Source organism: Streptococcus sp. bf_0095 (assembly GCF_004166885.1).
Taxonomy (GTDB): Bacteria; Bacillota; Bacilli; order Lactobacillales; family Streptococcaceae; genus Streptococcus.
This window is the reverse complement of sequence record NZ_RCYU01000003.1, coordinates 176,676-200,220: the sequence shown is the minus strand read 5'-3', so window position 1 is coordinate 200,220 and position 23,545 is coordinate 176,676. Positions and strand designations below refer to the sequence as shown.

The window sequence follows — 23,545 nt, the reverse complement described above, 5'->3', positions numbered from 1 at the left end:
CGTCAAAGGAAAATTCCGCGCCAAGAAGAAGAGAAAAGCCGGGACACATGGCCTCAGCTTTTCTTCTTATGACTTGTTTCCATCAAGATGGAAGATCGTCTTTTTTATTTTACTTTTGCAGTACTTGTGATCACTTCAACAGCTTTCTTCACAGCGATGTCGTGTTTCAACATTTCTGGTGAAAGCAAGCTACGAACTTGTTCAACTGGCATGTTATAGTCTGCTGCCAATTGTTCGATTTCTGCAGTTACTTCTTCGTCAGTTGCTTCGAAGCCTTCTGCTTTAGCAACTGCTTCTACGACAAGGTTTGTCTTAGTACGTGCTGCTGCATCTGCTTCATATTGTTTGTGAAGATCTTCTTGAGTTGTACCAGTGATTTGGAAGTACATGTCTGGAGAGATTCCTTGACGTTGCATGTTTCCAAGGAATTCGTTAACAGCACGGTGTACTTCTTCGTGGATCATTTCTTCTGGAAGGTCAACGATTTCTGCATTTTCTACTGCAAGGTCAATCGCTGCTGACTCAACTGCATCTTTGTAAGCTTCTTCTTTTGCTTCAGCCAACTCTTTGCGGTATTTTTCTTTCAATTCAGCAAGAGTTTCAACTTCTTCATCGATGTCTTTTGCCAATTCATCGTCAAGAGCTGGTACTTCTTTTGCTTTTACTTCGTGGATGGTTGTCACGAATTTTGCTTCTTTACCCGCAAGGTCAGTTGCTTGGTAGTTTTCTGGGAAAGTTACGATGACATCAACTGTCTCACCAGCTGAGTGTCCAACCAATTGGTCTTCGAAACCTGGGATGAATTGACCTGAACCAAGTCCAAGTGAGAAGTTATCTCCTTTTCCTCCGTCAAACTCAACACCGTCAACAGAACCTACAAAGTCGATCACAACGGTATCACCTTCAGCTGCTGGTCCTTCTTTGATTACCAATTCAGCCAAGTTGTTGCGTTCGCGTTCGATACGTGCATCTACATCTTCATCTGTTACTTCTTTAGAAACTTCTACAGATACTTCAAGGTCTTTGTAAGCACCCAATTTTACTTCTGGTTTTGTAACAACATTTGCTGTCAATGTCCAATCTTGACCTTTTTCCATTGATACAACGTCAAAAGTTGGTTGAGCAACTACTTCAAGGCCTGCTTCTTTTACTGCTGCTTCATAAGCTGCTGGAAGAAGATCGTTCAAAGCATCTTGATAAAGTGATTCTTCACCAAAACGTTGGTTGAAGATCGGACGTGGAAGGTGACCTTTACGGAATCCTGGTACGTTCAAGTTTTTCTTAACAGACTCAAACACGCGGTCTAAAGCTGGTTTAATTTGGTCTTGACTGATGGTAAAAGTCAATACTCCGCGGTTTGTTTCTTTGTTTTCAAATGATACAGACATTCTGTCTCTCCTTAAAATAATATAGTCATTCCTAATAATTTTACCATAAAACTTCGAAAATGCAAGTTTTTGGGCATCTTGGTTTTGTGGAAACTGCTTCTTTTTAGAGGAATTTCATAGTGGTTTCTGGAGACCCAAAGATTTAAAATCTCTTTCCTATCTCAAAAATTAACCCGGAACAAAAAAAACTAGTCCATGCCTGAACTAGTTTCCTTACTATTAAGATTTTCGAAGTGGATCTTCTTGATAAGTAGCACGCGCCCCACCGATTAACTTTGGACGACTCGCTAGAGCCGTCACATGAGCGCCACCCAGTTCTTTCAAGACAGGGCGAACGGGTACTTGCACATGCTTGACATGCATGCCGATAGAGGTATCTCCAATATCCAAACCAGCCTGAGCTGTGATAAATTCAACTTCGACTGGGTCTTTCATATAACCGAAGGCTGCCAACTGTCCGGCACCACCCGCATGGAGGCTCGGTAGTACATTGACGATTTCTAAGTCTTTCTTTTCTGCTAGTTCACGTTCGACCACCAGAGCGCGGTTAAGATGCTCACATCCTTGGACAGCTAAGTAAATCCCTTTGGGAGTTAGGGTATCTAGGATGGTTTTCACAATGGCTTGCCCAATCTCTAGGCTTGAGTTCTTCCCGATACTTGCGCCAGCGACTTCACTGGTGGACAGGCCTAATACGAGGATTTGTCCCTGACGCAGATTGGCCTTGGATAAAAGATCCAGCAAAATCTCCTGGGTTTCTCTTTTTAATTGCTCTAACTCCATCCTCTAATTCCCCTTCTTTGGCAAGAAATGGTACAGAGCATATCCCAGAGCCATCCCAACGAAGTTTTGAACCAAATTATGAGGAACCTCTTCAATGGCCGCTACCCAGGTATTTCCTAAAAAGAGCGCTGATGCTAGGGCATAGCCGCCTACCATGATAACCGTTCCTAGAAGCAGACCGATGTAACGGGCTTTTCCTTTAAAGCCAGCAAAGTAGCCTTGAGCTCCGTGGAACAAGAGACTAAAGAACATCCATTGAGGATAGCCAGAGAGGAGGTCCAAGAGAAAGGCACCAAGACCACCGACCACTGCTCCTTCTTTGCGCCCCAGATAAAAGGCGGTAAAGTAGACGCCTAGATCCAGCAAGGTCACCATCCCGGTCGGAGTTGGCAACTTGGTATAATAGCCTAGCACAACTGTCAAGGCGGTTAAAATGGCTAAATGCGCGATTACTTGGGTACGTTTATTGGTCATATTGAACTACTCCATATTGATCTGATTTTTGAATGGCTTGGTAGACGAACGCTTTTGAAGCCTTAACAGCTTCTAAGGTTGCCTTCCCTTGGACTAACTGGCTTGCAATACTAGAGGCAAAGGTACAACCAGCTCCTGTATTATTCTTTTCTAAAATGTCTTCTTCGAAGACCGTAAAGTCTTGGCCGTCATAAAAGACATCGATGGCTTTTTCCTTGTTGAGGCGGTTGCCCCCTTTGACCACGACAGTGGCTGCTCCCAATTCATTGAGCTTGCGAGCTGCCTCCTTCATATCGTCGAGCGATTGAATCTTGCTTTGAGTCAAGATCTCAGCTTCTGGTAGGTTTGGCGTGATGATGGTCACATAAGGGAAGAACTTGATCAATTCATCTCGAAGGGCTGATACTTCCACGTCATGGGTTTCCTTGCAGACCAAGACGGGGTCTAGTACCACGGGGATCTCCGCATGGGCTTTGACATAGTCCAAGGCTAAATCTGCCACTTCAACATTTGGCAAGAGGCCGAGCTTAATAGCAGAGAAAGGAACATCCTTGAGAGAGTTGAGCTGTTGAGCAAAGGTTGTCGGATCCACCGGAATCACTTCAAAACCGTTCTCCGTCATAGCGGTCAAACAAGTCACCGCTACAAAGCCATGCTGTTTGTTGGTTGTATAGGTCGCAAGGTCTGCGTGAAGACCTCCCCCACTAAAAATATCATTTCCTGAAATAGCTAGAATCAATTCATTACTCATAACGGATCTCCTTTAAATATAAGCCATTTGGCGCTGCTGTAGGACCTGCTAGATTGCGATCCTTCTTTTCTAAAATCAGATCGATCTGCTCTATCGGCATCCGATCATTTCCGATCTTCAACAAAGTTCCCACCATATTGCGGATTTGCTTGTAGAGGAAACCATTGCCCGAAAAGGTAAAGAGAAGACGATGATTTGCCACGTCCTCGACCAAGCGAGCCTCTGTAATCGTGCGAACCTTGTCTTCCACACTGGTACCCGAAGCTGTAAAACCGGTGAAATCATGGGTTCCCTCCAACTTTTGGATGGCTGCTCGCATCTTTTCCACATCCAAGGGATAGGGATAGTGGGTAGCATAGTGACGCATCATGGGATTCTTGGGACGACCATAATCCACGATAAATTCATAGGTCTTGCTGTGCTTCTGGTAGCGTGAATGAAAGTCCTCGGGCACTTGCTCCACCCGGATAAAGTCAATATCCTCTGGGGTTTGGGTATCGAGGGCAAAACGGAGCTTCTCCTCGTCCCGTGGCTGGGGGAGATCAAAGTGGATGACCTGTCCAAGGGCATGGACACCTGCATCCGTCCGGCCCGCTCCATGGATGGTCACAGGATTTCCTTGATTGAGACGCATCAAGGTCTTCTCGATTTCTTCTTGCACACTACGGGCATGCGGTTGGCGTTGGAAACCCGCAAATAGAGTTCCATCGTAAGAAATAGTTGCTTTGTATCGTGTCATGTTTTTATTTTATCAAGTTCATCCAAGCTGAACAAGGCGGAAAAGAGAGAACTGTCCGGGTACAGTTTCCGAGGCAAAAAAAGAACCAAGTCTTTCCTTTTCCATGTCTGGAAAATAGAAAAACTTAGTTCAATCGGGGGGCTGATTAGTCTTCTTTACGTCCTTTGAGACTCATGCCTGTCGCTCCTAAGATCGCTCCAAGCAAGGCCAAACCTAGCACAGATTCTTGTCCAGTCTGAGGAAGCTGATGACTAGACGGTGTTTGGTCTTGCACCGGTGCTGGCTGAGCTTCTTCTACTGTTTTTTGTTCTGAAGCGACTGGAGCTGGCTGAGCGTTCACAAGTGGCTTCACTTCAGAGACTATTGGTCTTACTTGAAGATGACCTCCTTGATCAACTTGAGGTAAGTCTGGTTGAGGACTTGGACCATTCTGTAAACCTGGAGTCGGAGTGATCACTTCTGCCTCCTTGGTGCCCACTTCCACAATCTCAGCAACAGCTTCTTTCGAAACTTCAGTTCCTACTACTTGGCGGCTCTCATCAAGGGTAGAAACCGCAACAAATTCACGCTGCTGGCCTTTGACACCTACTTGAACCACTTTTCGTTCACCCTTGGCTAGATCTGGATTGGTCCGTTCGACAACTTCAAAATCCAGTTCTTTTTCGACAACTTCCAAACTTGGTATGTCTGCTACCAAGGCTCTGACATCATCTTCTGCTTGGCTTCCCACTTGGGTGATTGGTTTCAATTGACTGAGAGCTTGAGTGACCTGTTCAACCTGCTCTGCCACTTTTTCTTGGTTAGCACGACTGATCTTCCAATTTAACTGATCTAGAACCGTTGCAAGAGCTGAACGAGATTCCTCAGTGTAGATGGAAAGATCTGTTGGAACATTGGCAAGAGCCGCATGAAGGGCTGTATAGTTAGCTTTGAAGTAGTCCTTATTGTGGTTGGCAAATGCTTCCATGACCTGGAAGACTTCTTCTTCCTTGTATTCATTAGCTGGTTCATCTGCCCAGATTCCCAACATACTTCCGGACACTGGTAATTTCACATCAGGGTATTTGGTTGAAGCTAATTGTTCAAATGGGACGGTTTCTGAATGTTGAAGAGCTTTATCGAGTGGATAGCTTTGATCTCCTCTATGGCCCAAAACATAGTACCAGTCACCGTTGGTATTGAGGAATTTATAGCCCTTGTCTGCGAGGTACTGTGGTGATGCGAGGTTATAGCCCCACCATCCTTTAGACCAGTAAGAAATCAAGACGTCCTTGTCAAAGGTAACATCATCTTCGTCTCCATAGTAGAAGCCATCGTTAAAGGCCATTGGCTGCAAGCCTTTTTCACGGGCCATGGCTGCCAGACTATTAGAATAGTCCGCAAACTTACCATAGAGTTCATACCATTTGAGGTAGTACCAGCCTTGGGCATTAGTAGCATCATTAGCGTATTCGTCTGTTCCGTAGTTAAAGATCTTAGACTTGCCTTTGAAATAGTCCATGTACTTGCCAATGAGGGCCTTGGTGAAATTAACCGCTTCTTCGTTGGTCAAATCCATGGTTGTCTTGGAAACCGTATCAAAGGTCGCTTGTGGATGTTCGATACCTAGTTTTTCCATCGCTACCAAGATAGCATCCATATGACCTGGACTATTGACTGCTGGGATCAAGCCAATTCCTTTAGAAGTCGCATAAGCCAACAATTCGTCCATCTCTGCTTGGGTCAAGGCTTGACCATTTGGATCGTCATAGTAGGCTTTGGTTCCTTCGAGAAGGGCCTGTTTCACGTCATCGCTGGCATAAGTCTTGCCATTAGCTTCCACCGTCATATCATCGAGGACGAAGCGCATACCATCGTTTCCGACAAGGAGGTGCAAGTCAGAGTAGCCTAGCTCACTGGCCTTGTCTACGATCCGTTTCAACTGATCTAGCGAGAAGTATTTGCGTCCTGCGTCAATGGAAATCACCTTGCTCTTAGCTAGTTTTTCAGCAGCTTCCTTGTCTGCCAACTCTTTGGCATAGCTTTCTGTATAGACTAAGGACTCTTGAGCAGCTTTGAGAGAAGCAATCAGTTCTTTAGCTTCTGCTCGAGTCGTCTCTGCTCCTACTCCTTCCAGCGCATTTTTTGCTGCTGTAAAGGCTACTAGGGAATCCGGTGTGTAGTGGTCCAAATCAGTTGGAGCTTCCGCCAGAGCTTTTTCAACGACTTCAGGATCTGCTACAAAGTAGTCCGCATTCTTATCCGCAAAAGCGTGCATGAGCTTGAAGAGTAGCTCTTTTTTATAGGTTGCGGATGGCGTATCTGCCCAGGCAGCTACCATCCCACCAATGAAGGGAACCTTAGCCCCATCATTTTTTTGAACAATATCAATCGCTGACTTGGAAATCCCTTCGAGTCCTTGATCCAGATTGTACCAGCCAGATCCAGCCTTATCCCGGCTGAGGACATAATACCAAGCATCATTGGTATTAAGAATTTGATGGCCTAGTTCAGATAGGAATTTTGACGAAGCCACATCATAGCCGTTCCAACCACCTGTCCAGTAGGATACAATGATATCCTTATCAAAGGTTCCGTAGGAGGTATCGCCATTGTAGTAGATACCATCGTTGAAGGCCATTGGTTTCATCTTGTGTTTTTTCACAATAGCCGCTAGATCATTGGCATATTGGATGAATTTTTCGTAGCCTTTATCTGGATAGCCTTCATCTGGCCAATGCTTGCTAGCTTGAAGGACCTGCCAACCATGGGCATCTGTTGCATCATTGGCATATTCGTCCAAGCCGATGTTAAAGATTTCTGTCTTGCCACTGAAATAAGCCGCATACTTGTCCACCAAGGCTTTGGTGAAATCTAGAGCTTTTTGGTTGTCTAAATCAACGGTCCGTTCTGACTTTTTCGTACCAAAGTAATTAAAGTGAGGGTTTTCAATCCCCAATTGATCCATAGCTGTCAGAATTGCATCCATGTGCCCTGGGCTATTGATTGTTGGAATGACCCCTATTTTCTTGGATTTGGCATAAGCCAAAATGTCATCCATTTGAGCCTGAGTCAAGGCTGTTCCATTTGGATCGTCATAGTAGGCTTTGGTTCCTTTTTCTACAGCCTCTTTGACCGCTTGACTTGAGTAGGACGCATCTCCCACTTGCAAGGACATGTCATCAAGGACAAAGCGTAAGCCGTCATTTCCCACTAAGAGATGCAAATCGGTATAACCCGTCTTGCTAGCTTCATCAATGATTTCCTTGATTTGATCCGGTGAGAAGTACTTGCGACCGGCATCAATAGAGATGACCTTTTTCTTAGCCAATTTTTCTTCTTGCTCTGGATCTTTAGCGGGTGTTTCAGTCGCTGCTGTCACCGGTTGAGCTGTCCCATTAGCTTCTGTAACAGAGATCGCTTCTTCGCGAATCAAGCGATCAAGATCGGATGCGCGCAATTCTCGATCAGGTAGGGTCGGTTGACTTTGCTCGACGATTGGAGCCGGAACAATTGGTTTTTCTACTGCCGGCTGAGCAGTTTCCTCGGTAGCAGACTGAGGCAAGTCTCCTTCACTTGGCTGTGTCGGAGGAGTCGTTGCAGGGCTTTCTGTAACACTCGGCGTATCTGCTGCTACGACTTGACCGCTGGCAAAAAAGCCAACCAGTACCGAAGCAACTCCTACAGCATACTTGCGAATAGCATAACGTGGTTGATGTGATTTCATCAGGACCTCCTAAAATTTGTTGTGTGTAAACGCTTACTTCCAGTCTATCTAGAAAGCAGGCCCTCGTCAAGGCTTCTTTGAAAGGTTCTTTAATTAAGAGAAGAAGCTATAAAATTTTATCCCTATGTCTCATTAAAACTAGCGGACACAAGAAAAAAGAGCTTGGCTGTTAAAACCAAACTCTTTATTTTTATTCTTGAAAAACAAAGGCTCTAAGTAGCTCATTTCCGTCTCTCGGCGCAGTGGTTGATTGGAACTACTCCTACCTACGGTACTCGTACTTCCTAATCAACTGTGCGGGGGTACTAAAAAGGTCCTGTGGACCTTTTTTGCCCGAGCCTCAAAATCGAAAAGAGAGGTAGAAATCGAGACTACGTCTACCGATTTCTGTCTCTTAGCACAGTGGTTGATGGCTCAAAACACTGTTTTGAGGTGGCGAATAGGGATTGCGGAGCAAGACTCTTCCTCATCAACTGGGCGGGGGTACTAAAAAGGTCCTGTGGACCTTTTTTGCCCGAGTCTCAAAATCGAAAAGCGAGGTAGAAATCGAGACTGCGTCTACCGATTTCTGTCTCTTGGCACAGTGGTTGATTGACGGTACTCGAACCTTTCGGTTCTTCGTCCAGTCTAATCAACTGTGTGGGGGCAGGACTACGAAATCAAACTCTTCGAGTTACTGATTTCTGTTTTGCTCCCTATATTGCCCAATCTCCGTTTCGGAAGACTGGGACGCGGGTGCCGTCTTCTCGGATGCCGTCGATATCCATTTGGCTTGAACCGATCATGAAATCGACGTGAACGTCTGAGCGGTTAAGGCCGGCTGCTTCGAGTTCTTCTTCTGTGAACTCTGCACCACCTTCTACGCTGGTTGCATAGGCTGCTCCGATGGCCAAGTGGTTAGAGGCATTTTCATCAAAGAGAGTGTTAAAGAAGGTGATGCCTGATTGAGAAATTGGACTTGGATCTGGTACGAGGGCACATTCACCCAAGGCACGCGCTCCCTTGTTTTTGAAGACCAAATCTTTCATGACTTGATTGCCTTTTTCAGCTGTGATATCCACTATTTCTCCATTTTCAAAGGTCACTTTGATGCCTTCGATGATGTTCCCATTGTAGCTAAGCGGTTTTGTAGATGTGACATAACCTTCTGCACGACGGAAGTCAGGAGCTGTGAAGACCTCTTCTGTTGGCATGTTTGGCAAGAAGCCTTCGTCTTGGGCATTGATAGCTCCAGCGGATTCCCAGACGTGGTTCTTCGGCAAACCCAGAGTCAAATCTGTCCCAGGCGCTGTGTAGTGAAGGGCTGAAAATTGCTCTTTGTTGAGCTTCTCTGCCTTGCTCTTGAGAATAGTTGCATGCTCTTCCCAAGCCTTGACTGGATCTTCCTCGTACACCCGGCAGGTCTTGAAGATTTGATCCCAAAGGAGATCCACTGCTTCTTCATCGCTCGCCGCATTTGGAAAGACTTTCTTAGCCCACTCTAAACCTGCTGCCGCAGCAACGGTCCAGCTGACCTTGTTAGATTGAGTGGCGATGCGCATTGGTTTCATGGCCATGCCCAAAGCTTTAGCAGAAGCCGAAAGCTTCTCTGGCTCGACACCATTTAAGGCACCTGGATCAGATGAACGCACACCCAAGCGACTGGCCTTGTGTTCCAAGAGGTAGTTCATCTCTGCAATCTTGTAGTCAGGCACATTGTCCAAGCGATCCATCGGTGCATGGAGGAATTTTTCACGGGTAGTAAAATCATCTGCCCATTGTATGATCACTTCATGTGCCCCCAAGGCATAGGCTTCCTTCACGATCAAGTGGGCCAATTCTCTTTGCTCCACATCAATGTTCAAAGCCAAGGTATGGCCAGGTTGCACGTTGATGCCATTTGCAACCAACAATTTTGCGTATTTTTCTAAGTTTTCTTTAAAATTTGGTAAAACCATGTTCAATCCTTTTCTATATTAATCTTTTAAGAGTGACAAGAGGTTTGCTACCACGACAGTGGAGCAGACCAGGCCAGTAACTTTTAAAATTGTATCGGTATCTAGCTCTAATTGATAGCTAAATGTTTTTTGAGCAGGTTTGTCTTCTGCAAAAATTTTTACTCTCATCGTTCTATTCCTTTCTTAGCATCCTCCTCACCTAGATAGAGACGTCGTGCCTCTGGGCTGTTAGTGAGGATATCTACATAAGTTTCATAGTCATCAAGCAAGGGCTTTCCCAAAGAGATATCTAGCTCTGGATTCACATTTTTCCCATAGAGAAAGCAGAGATAAAGACGTTCATTGAGCGTCGGAAAGACTTCTAGAGACATGAGCTCAGCCTGACCGACCCGCTCCCAATCTTGCTCTTGGATATCTGGTAGGATATAGGCTTGGAAGAGTCCCATCAGAGGATTATCCTCTGGTTGGCCACTTTCCTTGTCCGCCTGAACCAAGGAAAGCCGATGACCAAAACCAGCTACTTGGCGCTCCTGTCCCTTCACCGAAACCGTAATCGGATGCCCTCCCATATGGCTATAAATCCATTCTTTAGGCAGCCTATAATCTAAGAGAGGGTCAAAATCTTTGACAATCGTTACAGGACTAGAGCGTAGAAACTGACGAGTGACTGCTTTACAAAAGAGAATATTCTCCTCTTTCAAGGTCACTCCCTTCCAGCTATTTTCCTCCTTAAAATGGTTAAAAAATACCAGATAGGGCTCCCGCACCATTTGTGCTAAGACATAAACACCATTTCGTAGGCGAATGGAAATGACTTTCCCTGACTTCCAGGGTGTTGCTCTTTTTTTCTTTTCTATCATTAACCAACCTCAAACTGAGCGAGGATCGTTGAATCCATCAGAACAAATCGCTATGACTTCCTGTCCTTAGCAAGTTTAAAATCAATTCGTCCTTATCTACTTTGTAAACCAAAAGCCAATCCGGCTGAATATGACACTCCCGAACATCTTGAAAATGCTTGGAGTTGGTCAGTTGATGGTCACGATATCTGATAGGAAGTTCTTTTTCTTGAATCAGAAAATGCAAGACTTCTTCTAACAAATCTGCCTTCAATCCACGCTTCATTGCCAACTTAAAATCTTTTTTAAACTGTTTATGATAGCGAATCTTAAGCACGCAAGTCCTCCATCAAGTCTGAGACAGATTCAAAAGACTGGCTCATATTCCGATTTTGCTCTACATCCGTTACCACTTGAAGCAATTTCCTATTTTCATCTATCTTTACATCAAACGGTAGACCCTGATATTGAATAGCCTGACGGAGGAAAATGTTGATGGCTGTAGTCATATCCATCCCTAAATGGTTAAAAACCTGTTGAGCCTGTTCCTTAACCTCACTATCCAAACGAATACTCATACTCGTCTTAGACATATTCTCACCTTCTTTCTATTGATTATTGTAACAAAAAAGAAGGCTACTGTAAATCTATTAGATATACAATGGCGTTTTAACATTGATGATTAAGGCAATTCTTATGACTTACTTTCTATAAATTTTTTGACCATAGGTAAAATTTCTTTTTCTAATCCTTTTATCTGATCCGATTCCCATTTAGTTTTTTCTGTTATGCTAGCCATTATTTGTAATTTTAGACTCTGACGATCAAAAATTCCTTCCCACTGTTTATATTTTGCACTCGGAACTAAATTTCCAAATTTCGAATTTTGACTATCAGTAATAATACAAAGGTTACCAAATGAGTGTAAGAATTGATCATCCATTTTCTCAACTCTTTCATCACTATTTGGATGTTGTGGAAACCAATGCTCTATGGAACGACGATAAGCAAATTTGAAATGATCAAATTTAACACCTTTATACTCCCTTCCTAACTCTTCACGATTTTTCCATAAGATGTAATCAATAAAATTAAATGCATAAACAGGAATGTCACCATATTTCTTAATAATATCTTCCTCGGTGAACAATCTTCCCTCAGCATATCTCACAGCCATTTTTTCAAGAAAATCCTTAAATCGAATAGCAAATTCTTGATCATTTAGTTCCTCAATATTCTCGAAGAGGAATTGCAAAATTTCATATAACCAACGACTATCACGATTGGCAGTGAAAGTCACAGCAAACATAGATTGAAGAAGAATAATGTTTTGGTTAATTTCCGAATCTGAAAATGTATTCTTAGTAAAGCGTTCTTCAACTATGTAATGCTCTTTCGCTTTTCCGTTAGGTTGATATTCATAATAAGTTCCCTTCTGCAAAAACCATTCATCCTTATTTCTGCTTGAAGAATCCATATTTGAATTTCTAACGATGTAATTATCAAAAATATGTTTTATTTTAAGAAGAAATTCACTGAATTCAATAATCCAAGTCTTATTTTTATTTTTTATATCAAATAGAGTTAAGAGTTTCTTATCGTCTAGCTGAACCTCACTGGGATCTCTACCTTCCCAAATAGCCAATACATGGAGTAAGAAGGTAGGAAAATCTATAACTTGGGTATAATCACCAAAATCTTTTTCTACTTCTATATTTTTTTCATTTATCTTTTTTCCTAATACATCTGATAACTTTCTTCTTTCATTTTGATAAAAATCAATGTCATCATAAATATTATGAAATGAGTAATTTGAAAAGTGCCATCCAAAAATGCGTTCACGCTCCTGAAAACTGTCTGCCCTCTTCCGTCTCATCTTAAATTGACTTGCTACTGGCTTATCAAATTCAGCGCAAGCATCCCAGATTCTAGCAAATTTTTCTGCTGTTTCTTGATTTTCTCCAAACTTAGCCATCATTTGTGCCTTAAGAATTTCATGAGCTTCTAGTTGTTCTCCCCGAGAGTTAAAACGTTCGAAATAAAGATTCAAATCTAAATCTTCAGGAAGTATACTCCGAAAAATGATGACATTCTCAAAAAGATAATCAACGAAGGACTGAGGTTCAAGTTGGCGCTCTCCTAGCACTTTTTTCAGGGCATCTTTAGCATGTCTGTAACCTCTAGTTAATTCATTTTCATCGTCCTCAGAAATTTTTTCATTGATAAATAGATTTTGAATATTCTCATTTGATCTTCTCCGAGCCGGGAAAGTTAAGTTAACCGCCTCTAATTTGTCAAAATTAAACTCATTTTTCAAAACCAAAGCAATTAAATTAAGGGCTGTTGTTCGTTGTTGACCATCTATAATTTTAAAAAGACCATTCTCTTCATTGACAACTAATGTTCCAATATAGTAATTGTCTCTCTTTTCTTGATAAGCATCTGCTACATCGTTCAATAACTGCTCGATCTCATCATAAGTCCAGGAAAAATTTCTCTGATAAAGAGGAATAGCATAGCTATCTTCGTTTAATAAACGATCAACGGACAAGCTGATATGTGTCTCTACCATTTTCCTCTTTCCTCCTCTATAATCTGCTCCACAGTATAATTTTCAAATAATTCTCTATCTATCTTAAGCATGAAATCATTTGGAGTTACAGCATGGGCTAAAATTTGGAAAAGTTTTTGAACTTCTCTTTGTCTGAACTTCCCGCCTGCAGCGTAGTTTCCTAAAGTAGCATCATATATAGCACGAGACTTTACACGCGGGTAGTAAGCCCAAATAAACAAGGTCTCTACTATTTCTTTTGATAGCTCTTCTTTTCCAAATCTCTCTGCAAAAAGCAAGCAAATATTTAGAAACAAATTATGACACTTGATATAGCGTCCTTTTGAACTATTGTAAATTTTCAACATACCTTCTGGATAATCTGAACTATTTTCTGCCCTTTTAGAATCATTAGAAATTCCTAACTGTTTATTCAAAATATCTATATGATCTTTAATCGTTTGATGGACAGATTCAATATACTTAAAAAATTCACTTCCATCAATGATTGGCATGGTTATTGACATAGGGAAATTTTCAATATGACGGTATAATTCTAGGTATGGAAAATTCTGACTTAAATCAACACCTTTAAAATCATCAATAAAAGATTCTGTAAAACGCAGATATGAACCATAACGCTTATTGGTTAATCCTGTTTCTCCCCTCGACCAACGTCTCATACGAAAAAGATGCTTATCAAATAGATCTTTCAGACTTAAATCGTTATCTTCCACAAACTGCTCCCATTTCTCAATAATTTTTCCATCTTCTGAATCTTGTTGACGCAGATGGTAGGCTTTGAGTAAATCATGAGGTTCTAAAGATTTGCCACGATTATTCTGAGAGTCAAATAATTGAAAAGCTTCTGACAAACGTTCCTCTGGCATGACGATACAAGAGATAGAACAATTTTCTAATAAAAATTCGCAAATTCCTTTTGCCTGGTTTGAACCAACCAATTGAGCTAAATTTTCCCACTCACTATAATTTTCGCTCGCATGATAGCAGGATATCTCTCCAAATTCAGCACCTAAAAGTTGATTAGCACCTTCATAATTCTCTAATTTCTCTAATAAATGAAGAAATAAAGAAATAGAAATTAGCCGTTGTTGCCCATCTACAATATCTAAGTATCCATTATTATCATGCAAGATAACAGAGCCAACTTGATATTCCTTTTTTTCCATAGCATCTCGTAAATCATAAAAAAGATTACGGATATGCTTTCTGTTCCACTTATAAGGTCTTTGATAAGAAGGAATCCGCAAATTACCTTCTTTCAATAGTTCTCCAACCTTTTTAGAAGTAAATTGAATACCCATTTCATCCGCCTTTATTGTATTTTAAAAAAACTACAAATTCATATGAATCTATAGTTAAGAGTAGCTAATTCTTTGGAATAACACTTGTATTAGGAATATTTTTTGAATACTGCTCTGTTGCTTCCTTTGTCCAAAATCCTTGTGCAATCATATTACCAAACTGATCAATAACAATCCATTCAGTCATATCTACGCCTCCTTCCAACTTTTTTAATCATATATTAATCATTTATTATCAGAGATAGTATAGCATGTACAAACTATGAAATCAATATTATATAGAAAGAACATAATATTATTTTTCTCAATTTAAAATCAACTGCAATAAACTTTCTCTATTTGAGAATACAAGTATATAAAAATAGGAGTAAGGCAGTACGATTTTTAGTAAATTTCGTTCTGTCCTACTCCTGAAAAGATAATGTAACATTCTTCCAAACATAGAAAATGAACAATTCAATAAATTAGTTACTTCATCATGTAATTATGACTTTTGTTCATCTAAGATTGATAACTTTTGAATAAAAATCATTTACCCATCAAAACAAATCATCAAACAGGCTGAGCTGGTTATCCTCAGGCATATTGCCAAGGATTCCCATCTCATCCATCTTTTCTACCAAGGTTGAGGAGACGCCTCCACGTTTGCGTAACTCTGTTTTAGAGAGGAATTCTCCTTCTTTGCGAGCTCGCACAATCTGCTTGGCTACGTTCTCTCCCAATCCATCCATGGCGACAAATGGTGGGATAAGGGTGTCTCCATCGATGATGAATTCCGTTGCATCACTGCGATAGAGGTCCAGTTTGCCAAACTTGAAGCCACGCTCCCACATCTCATTGACAATTTCAAGGGTGGTGTAGAGGTCAATCTCCACATTGGAAGCTTCGTTGTTCTTACGTTTTTCAGCAATCTCCTTCATCCGCGCTTTCACGGCTTCTAGGCCTGCGCCCATGGTCTTGATATCAAAGGCCTTGGCACGGATAGAGAAGTAAGCACAGTAATAGTAGAGAGGATGATGAACCTTAAAGTAAGCCACCCGCAAGGCCATCATAACGTAGGCTGCCGCATGGGCTTTAGGGAACATATACTTGATTTTTCCACAAGACTCGATGTACCATTCAGGTACATTGTTAGCCTTCATGGCCTCGATATAACCATTGCGCTCTTCTTCAGGAATCTTGAGCCACATGCCTTTCCGCACCCGCTCCATGATGGTAAAGGCCATTTTTGGATCTAGTCCAGCGTGCATGAGGTAAACCATGATGTCATCACGACATCCGATAACGGTTGATAGGTCAGCAATCCCAGCCTTGATCAAGTCTTGGGCATTTCCTAACCATACGTCGGTACCGTGAGACAGACCAGAAAGCTGAAGCAATTCGGCAAAGGTGGTCGGATGGGTCTCATCGACCATACCCCGAACGAAGTTAGTCCCAAACTCTGGGATTCCCAGCATACCGGTTGAAGTACCAATTTGCTCCGGTGTGACTCCTAGGATATCTGTACCTGAAAAGAGGGCCATGACACCAGGATCATCCATAGGAATATCGTTTGGATCAATGCCTGACAAGTCCTGGAGCTTGCGAATCATGGTCGGATCATCGTGTCCCAGGACATCAAGCTTGAGGACGTTCTCATCAATATCATGGAAGTTAAAGTGAGTGGTCTGCCATTCAGCTGTCACATCATCTGCTGGGTACTGAACAGGGGTGAAATCATAGACGTCCATATAGTTTGGAATAACGACGATTCCCCCTGGGTGCTGACCCGTCGTCCGCTTGACCCCAGCGGCACCTTGCGCCAGACGTTCCACCTCTGCATCCCGGTAATACTTGCCGTAGTCTCGCTCATAGCCTTTCACAAACCCATAGGCAGTCTTGGCCGCAACTGTACCTACTGTTCCTGCCCGGAAGGCATATTCTTCCCCAAAGATATCACGGACATCCAAGTGGGCACTCGGCTGGTCCTCCCCTGAGAAGTTCAAATCGATATCGGGTACCTTGTCTCCATCGAAACCAAGGAAGGTTTCAAAGGGAATATCCTGTCCATTTTTGCTGAGCTTGTGACCACAGTTTGGGCAGTCTTTATTAGGCATATCAAAGCCGGATCCGTAAGAACCATCCGTGATAAACTCACTGTACTGGCATTGACCACAGACATAGTGAGGAGAGAGCGGATTAACCTCGGTAATCCCGATCATGGTCGCCACAAAACTGGATCCGACAGACCCCCGTGAACCAACCAAGTAACCCCGTTCATTGGAGCGATGTACTAGCATCTGCGAAGCCAGATAAATCACGGCAAAGCCATTCCCCAAGATGGAGGTCAATTCTTTTTCAATCCGCAGATCGACGATATCTGGTAGCGGATTGCCATAGATCTCAAAGGCCTTCTGATAGGTCAATTCGGCAACCGTTTCTTCGGCCTTGTCGATAAATGGCGTATAGAGGTCACCCTTGACCACTTCAACGGGTTCGAAGATTTCTGCCAGTGCGTTGGGATTTTCAATGACCAATTTTCGCGCCAAGTCTTCCCCTAGAAAGGCAAATTCATCCAGCATTTCATTGGTTGTACGGAAATGAGCTTTTGGCAGGGGTGCTGGTTGAGCATTTTCTCCATGACCGATCGTCCGGTTGATCATAGCCCCTTGCCCAAGACTGCGGACAATGATTTCTCGATAGATTTCTTCTTCAGGCTCAAGGTAGTGGACATTTCCTGTCGCGAGGACCGGTTTGCCAAGGCGATTTCCCACCTCAATCAAGCTCTTGATGATGGTCTGGAGCTCCTCCATGTCTTTTATCTGCTCTTTGGCAATGAGGGGCGCATAGATGGCTGGAGGCATCACCTCAATAAAGTCATAATACTTGGCCACTTCGACTGCCGCATCAACTCCTTGAGAGACAACCGCATCAAAGACTTCCCCTTCAGAACAAGCCGATCCTAGGATCAAGCCTTCCCGATGGGCATCTAAAACCATCCGCGGAATCCGAGGAACACCCTCAAAATATTGAGTATTGGAAAGAGAGACCAATTTGAACATGTTTTTCAAGCCGGTCTGGTTCTTGACATAGATGGTCGCGTGTTTGACCCGTGCCTTTTTATAGGAATCTGGACTAATTAGATCTACATTCAACTTGGCTAGATTGGTCACGCCATGTTTTTCTGCGACATCCTTGATAAAGATGAAGAGCAAGCGGCCTGTTGCTTCCGCGTCATAGTTGGCCATGTGGTGGTGCTCCAAGGCAACGCCGAAACGCTTGGTCAAGGGACCCAAACCATGACGCTTGTACTCTGGATAAAGGTTGCGCGCGAACTCTAACGTATCAATCACTGGCTGAGTGATTTTTGGAAGGCCATGACGCTCATAGTTGGTATTCATGAAGCCCACGTCAAAGGTAGCTTTGTGGGCAACCAACACCGCATCCTGACAGAATTCCTGGAATTCCTCCAAGACCTGTTTCAAAGGTTTGGCATTGCGAACATGGTCATCGGTAATGCCTGTCAGGTCCGTTATATAGGCTGAAATGGGGTGACCTGGATTGATGAACTCATCGAATTCAGCAATGATGTTCCCCTTATGCATTTTAGATGCGGCAACCTGAATCAGATCATTGTAAATCGCTGAGAGTCCCGTCGTTTCCACGTCAAAAACCACATAGGTTGCTTCATGAAGGTCTAGATCGACTTCATTGTAGGTAATCGGCACACGGTCTTCGACGATATTGGCTTCCATCCCATAGATGAGTTGGATACCAGCTTTCTTGGCAGCCTTATAGCCATGAGGGAAGGACTGCACATTACCGTGATCCGTAATGGCAACTGCCTTGTGACCCCATTTGGCTGCTTTTGCGACTAGCTCCTCGACTTCAGGTAGGGCATCCATAGTCGACATATTGGTATGGGCATGGAACTCGACCCGACGCTCGCCTTCTGGCATCAGATCCTTGCGCTCATAGTGGACCACCTCTTGGACATCCTGGACATTCATGGTCAAATCGCGTGTGAAGTTATTAACCTCGATATTCCCACGAACCCGCAACCAAGAGTTTTTCTTAATCATGTCAAACTTCTGAGCTTCTTCTTCATTTTTAGCCCATTTCTGGAGCGAAAAACTAGAAGTATAGTCGGTCATCTTGAAATTGATCAAGACCCGACCTGTCCGCGTCACCTTGTGCTCAACATCAAAGACCACTCCTTCAAAGACAATGCGGTTCTCTTCTGTCGTGATATCAATCATAGGAGTGACCTCTGCCTTATCCAGCTTGGGCTTGGCCGCAGCCTTTTTGGCCTTGAAATCAAAGGCTGGTTTTTCCTCTGCTGGTGGTGGAGCCATTTGAGACAAGGACTCCATGGCCCGCAAGGTTTCTTCATTAGCTGCTTGGAAGATTTGATCCTTCTCAGCCTCGAAGGCTTGATGGAGTTCTTCTGTCAACTGGTCATCCGCCTCAACCCGACACTGGAAATGAGGAAAACCAAACTTGGTCAATTGACTAGCAAGATTAGGCAGATGGTTTTTCCGGTGGTGCTCCGTATCCACAGATGAAGGGCCACTAATGATCAACTCTTCTCCTTGAGAGCGGACTTGTAGGTGTTGATACATGCTCTTAAAGCCCTGACTCGCACAGGGGCCATCTTCAAAAGCCTCCTGATAATAGGCTTGCAAGAGTTCCTCGCTAAAAGTTGGATTCTTCACATGAATCTCAAACACCGCTCGATTTCCTGTCTTTGAAAACTCCTCAGCCAAGCGGTTTTTGAGCTCCTGAAAAATCGTGATGGGAAGAATTTCGGCAAAAACAAAACGAAATTCCCAAACACGACTGAGCTTATGGACGATGACCTCTTGGATTTCAGCCCCTTTAAAAGCGTCTGATTCACGCATTTCCAAAGGCATTCCCAACTGATTCATTAAGATTTCAAAGCTAGTTGACATGATTTCTCCCTGACGAATTACTAGCCTTTATTTTATCATAATTCGCCTAACTTTTCGACTATAAGAAGATCCTTTCAGCTAGCTGGATCAGCTTACAAAAAAGAAGGCTAGGATGTTGAGAATCCTAGTCTTCTACCATTGCTTATTTATTTAAAATGGAAAGAGTTTCAATCAGGTTGTCTGCATGCACTTCAATCGTGTCGCCTGAAGCTTTGATTTTCACTTCTACGACACCGTCAGCTGCTTTCTTTCCGACAGTGATGCGGATTGGCAAACCAATCAAGTCACTATCGCTAAATTTAACACCAGCACGTTCGTTACGGTCGTCTACCAAGACTTCGTAGCCAGCCTTGACCAATTGGTCTTCGATCTTGCTTGTCAATTCAAGAGAAGCTTCATCCTTGACATTGACTGGAATCAAGTGCACATCAAACGGCGCCAATTCTTTAGGGAAGTTGATGCCCCAAGCGTAACGGTATTCACCTTTAGGCGTCTTGTTAACAAAGAGGCGAGCGTGTTGCTCCATAACGGCTGAAAGGAGACGGCTGACACCGATACCGTAACAGCCCATGATAATTGGCACAGCACGGCCATTTTCGTCCAAGACATCTGCCCCCATACTTGCTGAGTAACGAGTTCCAAGTTTGAAGATGTGACCAATTTCGATCCCACGCGCAAAGTTGAGAACGCCTTGTCCGTCTGGTGAGATTTCACCCTCACGCACTTCACGGATATCGACATATTCGGCAGTGAAGTCACGACCTGGGTTGACACCCGTCAAGTGGTAGCCATCTTCGTTGGCACCGACAACAGCATTACGGCTATCTTGCACCTTGCGGTCAGCAATAATCTTAACATTTTCTGGAAGATTGACTGGACCAAGAGATCCAAAGTCCGCTCCCAATAATTCTTTCACTTCGGCCTCGGTTGCAGGTTCCAAGAAGTCTGCTCCAAGGTAGTTTTTCAATTTGACTTCATTGAGCTGGTCATTGCCAACGAGTAAGGCCACAACTGGCTCCTCGTCTGCGATATAAACCAAGGTCTTGATAGTTTGCTCTTCAGAGATATTCAAGAAGGCTGCGACTTCATCAATCGATTTGACACCTGGTGTTTCCACGCGAGTCACTTCTTCTTCCGTCACAACACGGTTGCTTGGTTTGTAGGCGTTGGTTGCCATTTCCAAGTTGGCCGCATAGCTTGACTCACTTGAGTAGGCAATGGTGTCTTCACCAGAAACCATCCATTTGAGCAATTCTGCCTTAATTTCTTCTTGCACTTCTGTAGGAATTTCGTCAAATGATGCAACTGACTTGTCTAACACCACCCAACGGTCAAGGTCTGTACGAGCAGGTGTGATGGCCATAAACTCTTGGCTATCCTTACCACCCATGGCACCACCATCACCGATGATCGCTTTGAAGTCCAAGCCACTACGAGTGAAGATACGCTCGTAGGCTGCCTTGTACTCATCATAAGTTACATCCAAGCTATCGTAGTTAGCGTGGAAGCTATAACCATCTTTCATGATGAATTCACGCGTACGAAGAAGGCCGTTCCGTGGACGTTTTTCGTCACGGTACTTAGGCTGGATTTGGTACAAGTTCAGTGGCAATTGCTTGTAAGACTTGACAGAATCACGGACAATTGCTGTGAACGTTTCTTCGTGAGTTGGACCTAGGATAAAGTCTGACTTCTCACGATTTTTCAATTTATACAAGTCTTCACCGTAGGTTTCATAACGGCCAGATTCACGCCAAAGGTCCGCACTGAGAAGGGCTGGAGCCAACATCTCAACTGCACCAATCTTGTCAAATTCTTGACGCATGATCTTCTTAGCTTTTTCGATCACACGGTTAGCCAATGGCAGATATGAATAAACACCTGCTGATACTTGACGAACATAACCAGCACGGAGCATCAAAGCGTGGCTGATGACCTGCGCATCACTTGGCATTTCGCGAAGTGTTGGAATAAGCATTTTACTTTGTTTCATTCAGATTCATTCCTTTTCTATTTCAAAAATAATTTCATAATATCGTTCCAAGTAACGGCAATCATTAAGATAACCATGACCGCCACTCCAGCAAGGGTCAAGTAGGTCTCTACCTCCTGCTTCAGCGGTTTTCTACGAACCAGCTCGATCAGATTGATTAAGATTTTTCCACCATCCAAGGCCGGAATGGGGATCAAGTTAAAGATTCCGATATTGATGGACAACATGGCCATTAAGGACAGGATAGCTGGAAGTCCAAGCTCCGCCGCTTGCGAACTCGCTTTGTAGATTGCAACCGGACCACCCAACTTGTTCAAACTAAAGTGGAAGATAATATCCTTCAAGGCCGTCAAGATACGACTTGCTGTGTACCAAGTATCTGTCACACCTGACAGAAGCTTATCGAAAAAGCCCGTCTTGACAGCATTGGTCACACCGATATAATAGCGTCCACCATCTTCTTCTGGTTGGACCGTCACTTTTTGAGTCTTCCCGTCTCGTTCATAGGTAATCGTTACTTCTGGATTTTTTCCTTGGTTATAGGTTGCCTTCTGGACAGAATCTGTCAACTCATCCCAGTTGGAAACCTTATATTCATTGATCTGAACGATCTGGTCATTGTCTTTTAGACCAGCCTTAGCCACTACTCCTTGAGGAACAACTCGAACATGGTTGCTGTAGTAGTCCACTGCTCCTCCCTGCATAAAGGCTAGAAGAGAGTACACAATAATACTCAGGATAAAGTTGTTCATGGGACCCGCAAAGTTGGTTATCAGACGTCCCCAGATACTAGCATTTTGATACTGCACATCCAGAGGGGCAATCCGTACTTCTGTCCCATCTTCCTCAACGATGGTTGCATCATGGTGGACAGGATAGGTCTTGGTCTCTTCAATGACGATTCCTGTGATTTCAAGTTTATCCTCAAAATCAAAATCTGTGACATTCATGGGGAGAGCTGTCTGGTCGATATTTTTTCCAGAAAGGTTGATCCGAACAACAGTTCCCTCAGGGTTCAAAGTCAGACTGACAGGCGTTCCTGTCTTAATCTCTGTCGTGTCTTCTCCCCATCCTGCCATTCGAACATAGCCGCCCAGCGGAAGGATTCGAATGGTATAGGCTGTTCCGTCCTTGCCTACATGGGCAAAAATCTTGGGCCCCATCCCAATCGCAAACTCGCGAACAAGGATGCCTGATTTCTTCGCAAAATAGAAATGGCCGAACTCATGTACCAGGACAATGACGCCAAAAATGATAATAAAGGCAATAAATTGCATACACGCTCCTTCGTTTTAACTGATGATGGGATGACTTCTGTTTAAAACAGACCAAAGAATAGCATCAGTGGGAAAACAAAAATCAAGCTATCAAATCGATCCAAGACACCACCGTGACCAGGAATAAAACGGCCAGAGTCTTTCACTCCAAAATGGCGCTTGATGGCACTTTCGACTAGGTCACCAAACTGAGCTGCTATACTGAAAAGAATGGTAAAGAGAATCATGGTCACCCAACCGTAAGAGCCCGCAACGGTGCGATCTAGCATCATAAAGATCATCGTCACGACGACAGCACAAGCGATCCCGCCTAGACTTCCTTCAACAGTCTTGTTGGGTGATACTCTTGGCAAGAGTTTTTTCTTACCGAACTGGCTCCCAATAAAGTAGGCCCCTGAATCCGTAGCCCAAACAATAAAGAGGGCCAAGAGAATTTTATCTACGCCTGCTAAGCGTGCTTGAATCAAGGCATGGAAGCCAAAGCCAACATAAAAACTTGAAGCAATCGGATAGACAACCTCGTCATAGGTGTAGCCTTGCGCCAAGACAGTCGTCCCCATCAATAATAAGACCAAAAGGCCATAGGCGATAAAATTGCCACCTGCTGGTAAGAAGGGAAGGTAACTCTCTAAGGGCAGCGCCAACACAAGAGCTGCTAGCATGGCCAAAGCTCCTTCGATGGTTTCAGTCTGCAGACCTTTCATCTTCAACAATTCATGAACACCCAACATAGCGATAAGTCCCACTACAATCTGGAACACAAGGCCTCCCATAAGGACAACTGGGATAAAGAATGCTAGGGCGATTCCTCCAAAAATCACTCGCTTCTGTAAATCTTTTCTCATCTATTT

Annotated in this window: 18 protein-coding genes; all 18 read right to left on the bottom strand. The window is 43.6% G+C overall.

Annotation, left to right across the window (positions count from 1 at the left end; genetic code table 11):
- Nucleotides 1-104: 104 nt before the first annotated feature.
- The 18 genes from tig to EAI95_RS08405 all read right to left on the bottom strand — a co-directional run bounded on the left by tig (nucleotide 105) and on the right by EAI95_RS08405 (nucleotide 23,539).
- Nucleotides 105-1,388, bottom strand: a complete 1,284-nt coding sequence (gene tig, locus EAI95_RS08480; RefSeq protein ID WP_048717652.1) for a trigger factor — start codon at nucleotides 1,386-1,388, stop codon at nucleotides 105-107.
- A gap of 219 nt (nucleotides 1,389-1,607) precedes the next feature.
- Nucleotides 1,608-2,171: a TIGR01440 family protein gene (locus EAI95_RS08475; RefSeq protein WP_129822715.1), complete on the bottom strand. Its 564-nt coding sequence runs from the start codon at nucleotides 2,169-2,171 to the stop codon at nucleotides 1,608-1,610.
- Nucleotides 2,172-2,174: 3 nt separating this feature from the next.
- Entirely contained in the window at nucleotides 2,175-2,645 is a 471-nt protein-coding gene (locus EAI95_RS08470; protein ID WP_048789871.1) for an ECF transporter S component, read from the bottom strand.
- Entirely contained in the window at nucleotides 2,635-3,396 is a 762-nt protein-coding gene (locus EAI95_RS08465; RefSeq protein ID WP_129822714.1) for a bifunctional hydroxymethylpyrimidine kinase/phosphomethylpyrimidine kinase, read from the bottom strand. The genes EAI95_RS08470 and EAI95_RS08465 overlap by 11 nt, the downstream gene beginning before the upstream one ends.
- Nucleotides 3,389-4,135, bottom strand: a complete 747-nt coding sequence (truA, locus tag EAI95_RS08460; protein ID WP_129822713.1) for a tRNA pseudouridine(38-40) synthase TruA — start codon at nucleotides 4,133-4,135, stop codon at nucleotides 3,389-3,391. Before truA ends, EAI95_RS08465 begins: the two co-directional genes overlap by 8 nt.
- A 145-nt stretch (nucleotides 4,136-4,280) precedes the next feature.
- Complete coding sequence (locus tag EAI95_RS08455) at nucleotides 4,281-7,841, bottom strand: family 20 glycosylhydrolase (RefSeq protein WP_129822712.1); 3,561 nt, start codon at nucleotides 7,839-7,841, stop codon at nucleotides 4,281-4,283.
- 695 nt (nucleotides 7,842-8,536) lie between these two features.
- The gene (locus EAI95_RS08450) at nucleotides 8,537-9,778 is read right to left on the bottom strand and encodes an aminopeptidase (protein WP_129822711.1); all 1,242 of its coding nucleotides are present in this window, start codon (nucleotides 9,776-9,778) and stop codon (nucleotides 8,537-8,539) included.
- A gap of 18 nt (nucleotides 9,779-9,796) precedes the next feature.
- Nucleotides 9,797-9,946: a hypothetical protein gene (locus tag EAI95_RS09980; protein ID WP_023022162.1), complete on the bottom strand. Its 150-nt coding sequence runs from the start codon at nucleotides 9,944-9,946 to the stop codon at nucleotides 9,797-9,799.
- Nucleotides 9,943-10,638, bottom strand: coding sequence for a hypothetical protein (locus EAI95_RS08445; RefSeq protein ID WP_129822710.1), 696 nt, complete (start codon nucleotides 10,636-10,638; stop codon nucleotides 9,943-9,945). The genes EAI95_RS09980 and EAI95_RS08445 overlap by 4 nt, the downstream gene beginning before the upstream one ends.
- 37 nt (nucleotides 10,639-10,675) lie before the next feature.
- Complete coding sequence (locus tag EAI95_RS08440) at nucleotides 10,676-10,954, bottom strand: type II toxin-antitoxin system YafQ family toxin (RefSeq protein WP_125329787.1); 279 nt, start codon at nucleotides 10,952-10,954, stop codon at nucleotides 10,676-10,678.
- Entirely contained in the window at nucleotides 10,947-11,210 is a 264-nt protein-coding gene (locus EAI95_RS08435; RefSeq protein WP_045504412.1) for a type II toxin-antitoxin system RelB/DinJ family antitoxin, read from the bottom strand. The genes EAI95_RS08440 and EAI95_RS08435 overlap by 8 nt, the downstream gene beginning before the upstream one ends.
- A 101-nt stretch (nucleotides 11,211-11,311) precedes the next feature.
- Complete coding sequence (locus tag EAI95_RS08430) at nucleotides 11,312-13,189, bottom strand: DUF262 domain-containing protein (RefSeq protein WP_129822709.1); 1,878 nt, start codon at nucleotides 13,187-13,189, stop codon at nucleotides 11,312-11,314.
- Complete coding sequence (locus EAI95_RS08425; RefSeq protein WP_129822708.1) at nucleotides 13,183-14,493, bottom strand: DUF262 domain-containing protein; 1,311 nt, start codon at nucleotides 14,491-14,493, stop codon at nucleotides 13,183-13,185. The genes EAI95_RS08430 and EAI95_RS08425 overlap by 7 nt, the downstream gene beginning before the upstream one ends.
- Before the next feature lie 64 nt (nucleotides 14,494-14,557).
- Entirely contained in the window at nucleotides 14,558-14,680 is a 123-nt protein-coding gene (locus EAI95_RS10105; protein ID WP_275112102.1) for a hypothetical protein, read from the bottom strand.
- Nucleotides 14,681-15,032: 352 nt separating this feature from the next.
- Nucleotides 15,033-19,424 (bottom strand): PolC-type DNA polymerase III, encoded by a 4,392-nt coding sequence (locus EAI95_RS08420; RefSeq protein WP_129822707.1) that lies wholly within the window; start codon nucleotides 19,422-19,424, stop codon nucleotides 15,033-15,035.
- Between the two features lie 142 nt (nucleotides 19,425-19,566).
- The gene (locus EAI95_RS08415) at nucleotides 19,567-21,417 is read right to left on the bottom strand and encodes a proline--tRNA ligase (protein WP_129822706.1); all 1,851 of its coding nucleotides are present in this window, start codon (nucleotides 21,415-21,417) and stop codon (nucleotides 19,567-19,569) included.
- 17 nt (nucleotides 21,418-21,434) lie between these two features.
- Nucleotides 21,435-22,694, bottom strand: coding sequence for an RIP metalloprotease RseP (gene rseP / locus EAI95_RS08410; RefSeq protein ID WP_129822705.1), 1,260 nt, complete (start codon nucleotides 22,692-22,694; stop codon nucleotides 21,435-21,437).
- A 41-nt stretch (nucleotides 22,695-22,735) separates the two neighbouring features.
- Entirely contained in the window at nucleotides 22,736-23,539 is an 804-nt protein-coding gene (locus tag EAI95_RS08405) for a phosphatidate cytidylyltransferase (protein ID WP_023027645.1), read from the bottom strand.
- Between the last annotated feature and the right edge of the window lie 6 nt (nucleotides 23,540-23,545).

Coding starts and splice junctions, on each gene's coding strand:
- tig (WP_048717652.1), bottom strand. CDS start 1,388: ATGTCTGTATCATTTGAAAACAAAGAAACAAACCGCGGAGTATTGACT.
- EAI95_RS08475 (WP_129822715.1), bottom strand. CDS start 2,171: ATGGAGTTAGAGCAATTAAAAAGAGAAACCCAGGAGATTTTGCTGGAT.
- EAI95_RS08470 (WP_048789871.1), bottom strand. CDS start 2,645: ATGACCAATAAACGTACCCAAGTAATCGCGCATTTAGCCATTTTAACC.
- EAI95_RS08465 (WP_129822714.1), bottom strand. CDS start 3,396: ATGAGTAATGAATTGATTCTAGCTATTTCAGGAAATGATATTTTTAGT.
- truA (WP_129822713.1), bottom strand. CDS start 4,135: ATGACACGATACAAAGCAACTATTTCTTACGATGGAACTCTATTTGCG.
- EAI95_RS08455 (WP_129822712.1), bottom strand. CDS start 7,841: ATGAAATCACATCAACCACGTTATGCTATTCGCAAGTATGCTGTAGGA.
- EAI95_RS08450 (WP_129822711.1), bottom strand. CDS start 9,778: ATGGTTTTACCAAATTTTAAAGAAAACTTAGAAAAATACGCAAAATTG.
- EAI95_RS09980 (WP_023022162.1), bottom strand. CDS start 9,946: ATGAGAGTAAAAATTTTTGCAGAAGACAAACCTGCTCAAAAAACATTT.
- EAI95_RS08445 (WP_129822710.1), bottom strand. CDS start 10,638: ATGATAGAAAAGAAAAAAAGAGCAACACCCTGGAAGTCAGGGAAAGTC.
- EAI95_RS08435 (WP_045504412.1), bottom strand. CDS start 11,210: ATGTCTAAGACGAGTATGAGTATTCGTTTGGATAGTGAGGTTAAGGAA.
- EAI95_RS08430 (WP_129822709.1), bottom strand. CDS start 13,189: ATGGTAGAGACACATATCAGCTTGTCCGTTGATCGTTTATTAAACGAA.
- EAI95_RS08425 (WP_129822708.1), bottom strand. CDS start 14,493: ATGGGTATTCAATTTACTTCTAAAAAGGTTGGAGAACTATTGAAAGAA.
- EAI95_RS10105 (WP_275112102.1), bottom strand. CDS start 14,680: ATGACTGAATGGATTGTTATTGATCAGTTTGGTAATATGATTGCACAA.
- EAI95_RS08420 (WP_129822707.1), bottom strand. CDS start 19,424: ATGTCAACTAGCTTTGAAATCTTAATGAATCAGTTGGGAATGCCTTTG.
- EAI95_RS08415 (WP_129822706.1), bottom strand. CDS start 21,417: ATGAAACAAAGTAAAATGCTTATTCCAACACTTCGCGAAATGCCAAGT.
- rseP (WP_129822705.1), bottom strand. CDS start 22,694: ATGCAATTTATTGCCTTTATTATCATTTTTGGCGTCATTGTCCTGGTA.
- EAI95_RS08405 (WP_023027645.1), bottom strand. CDS start 23,539: ATGAGAAAAGATTTACAGAAGCGAGTGATTTTTGGAGGAATCGCCCTA.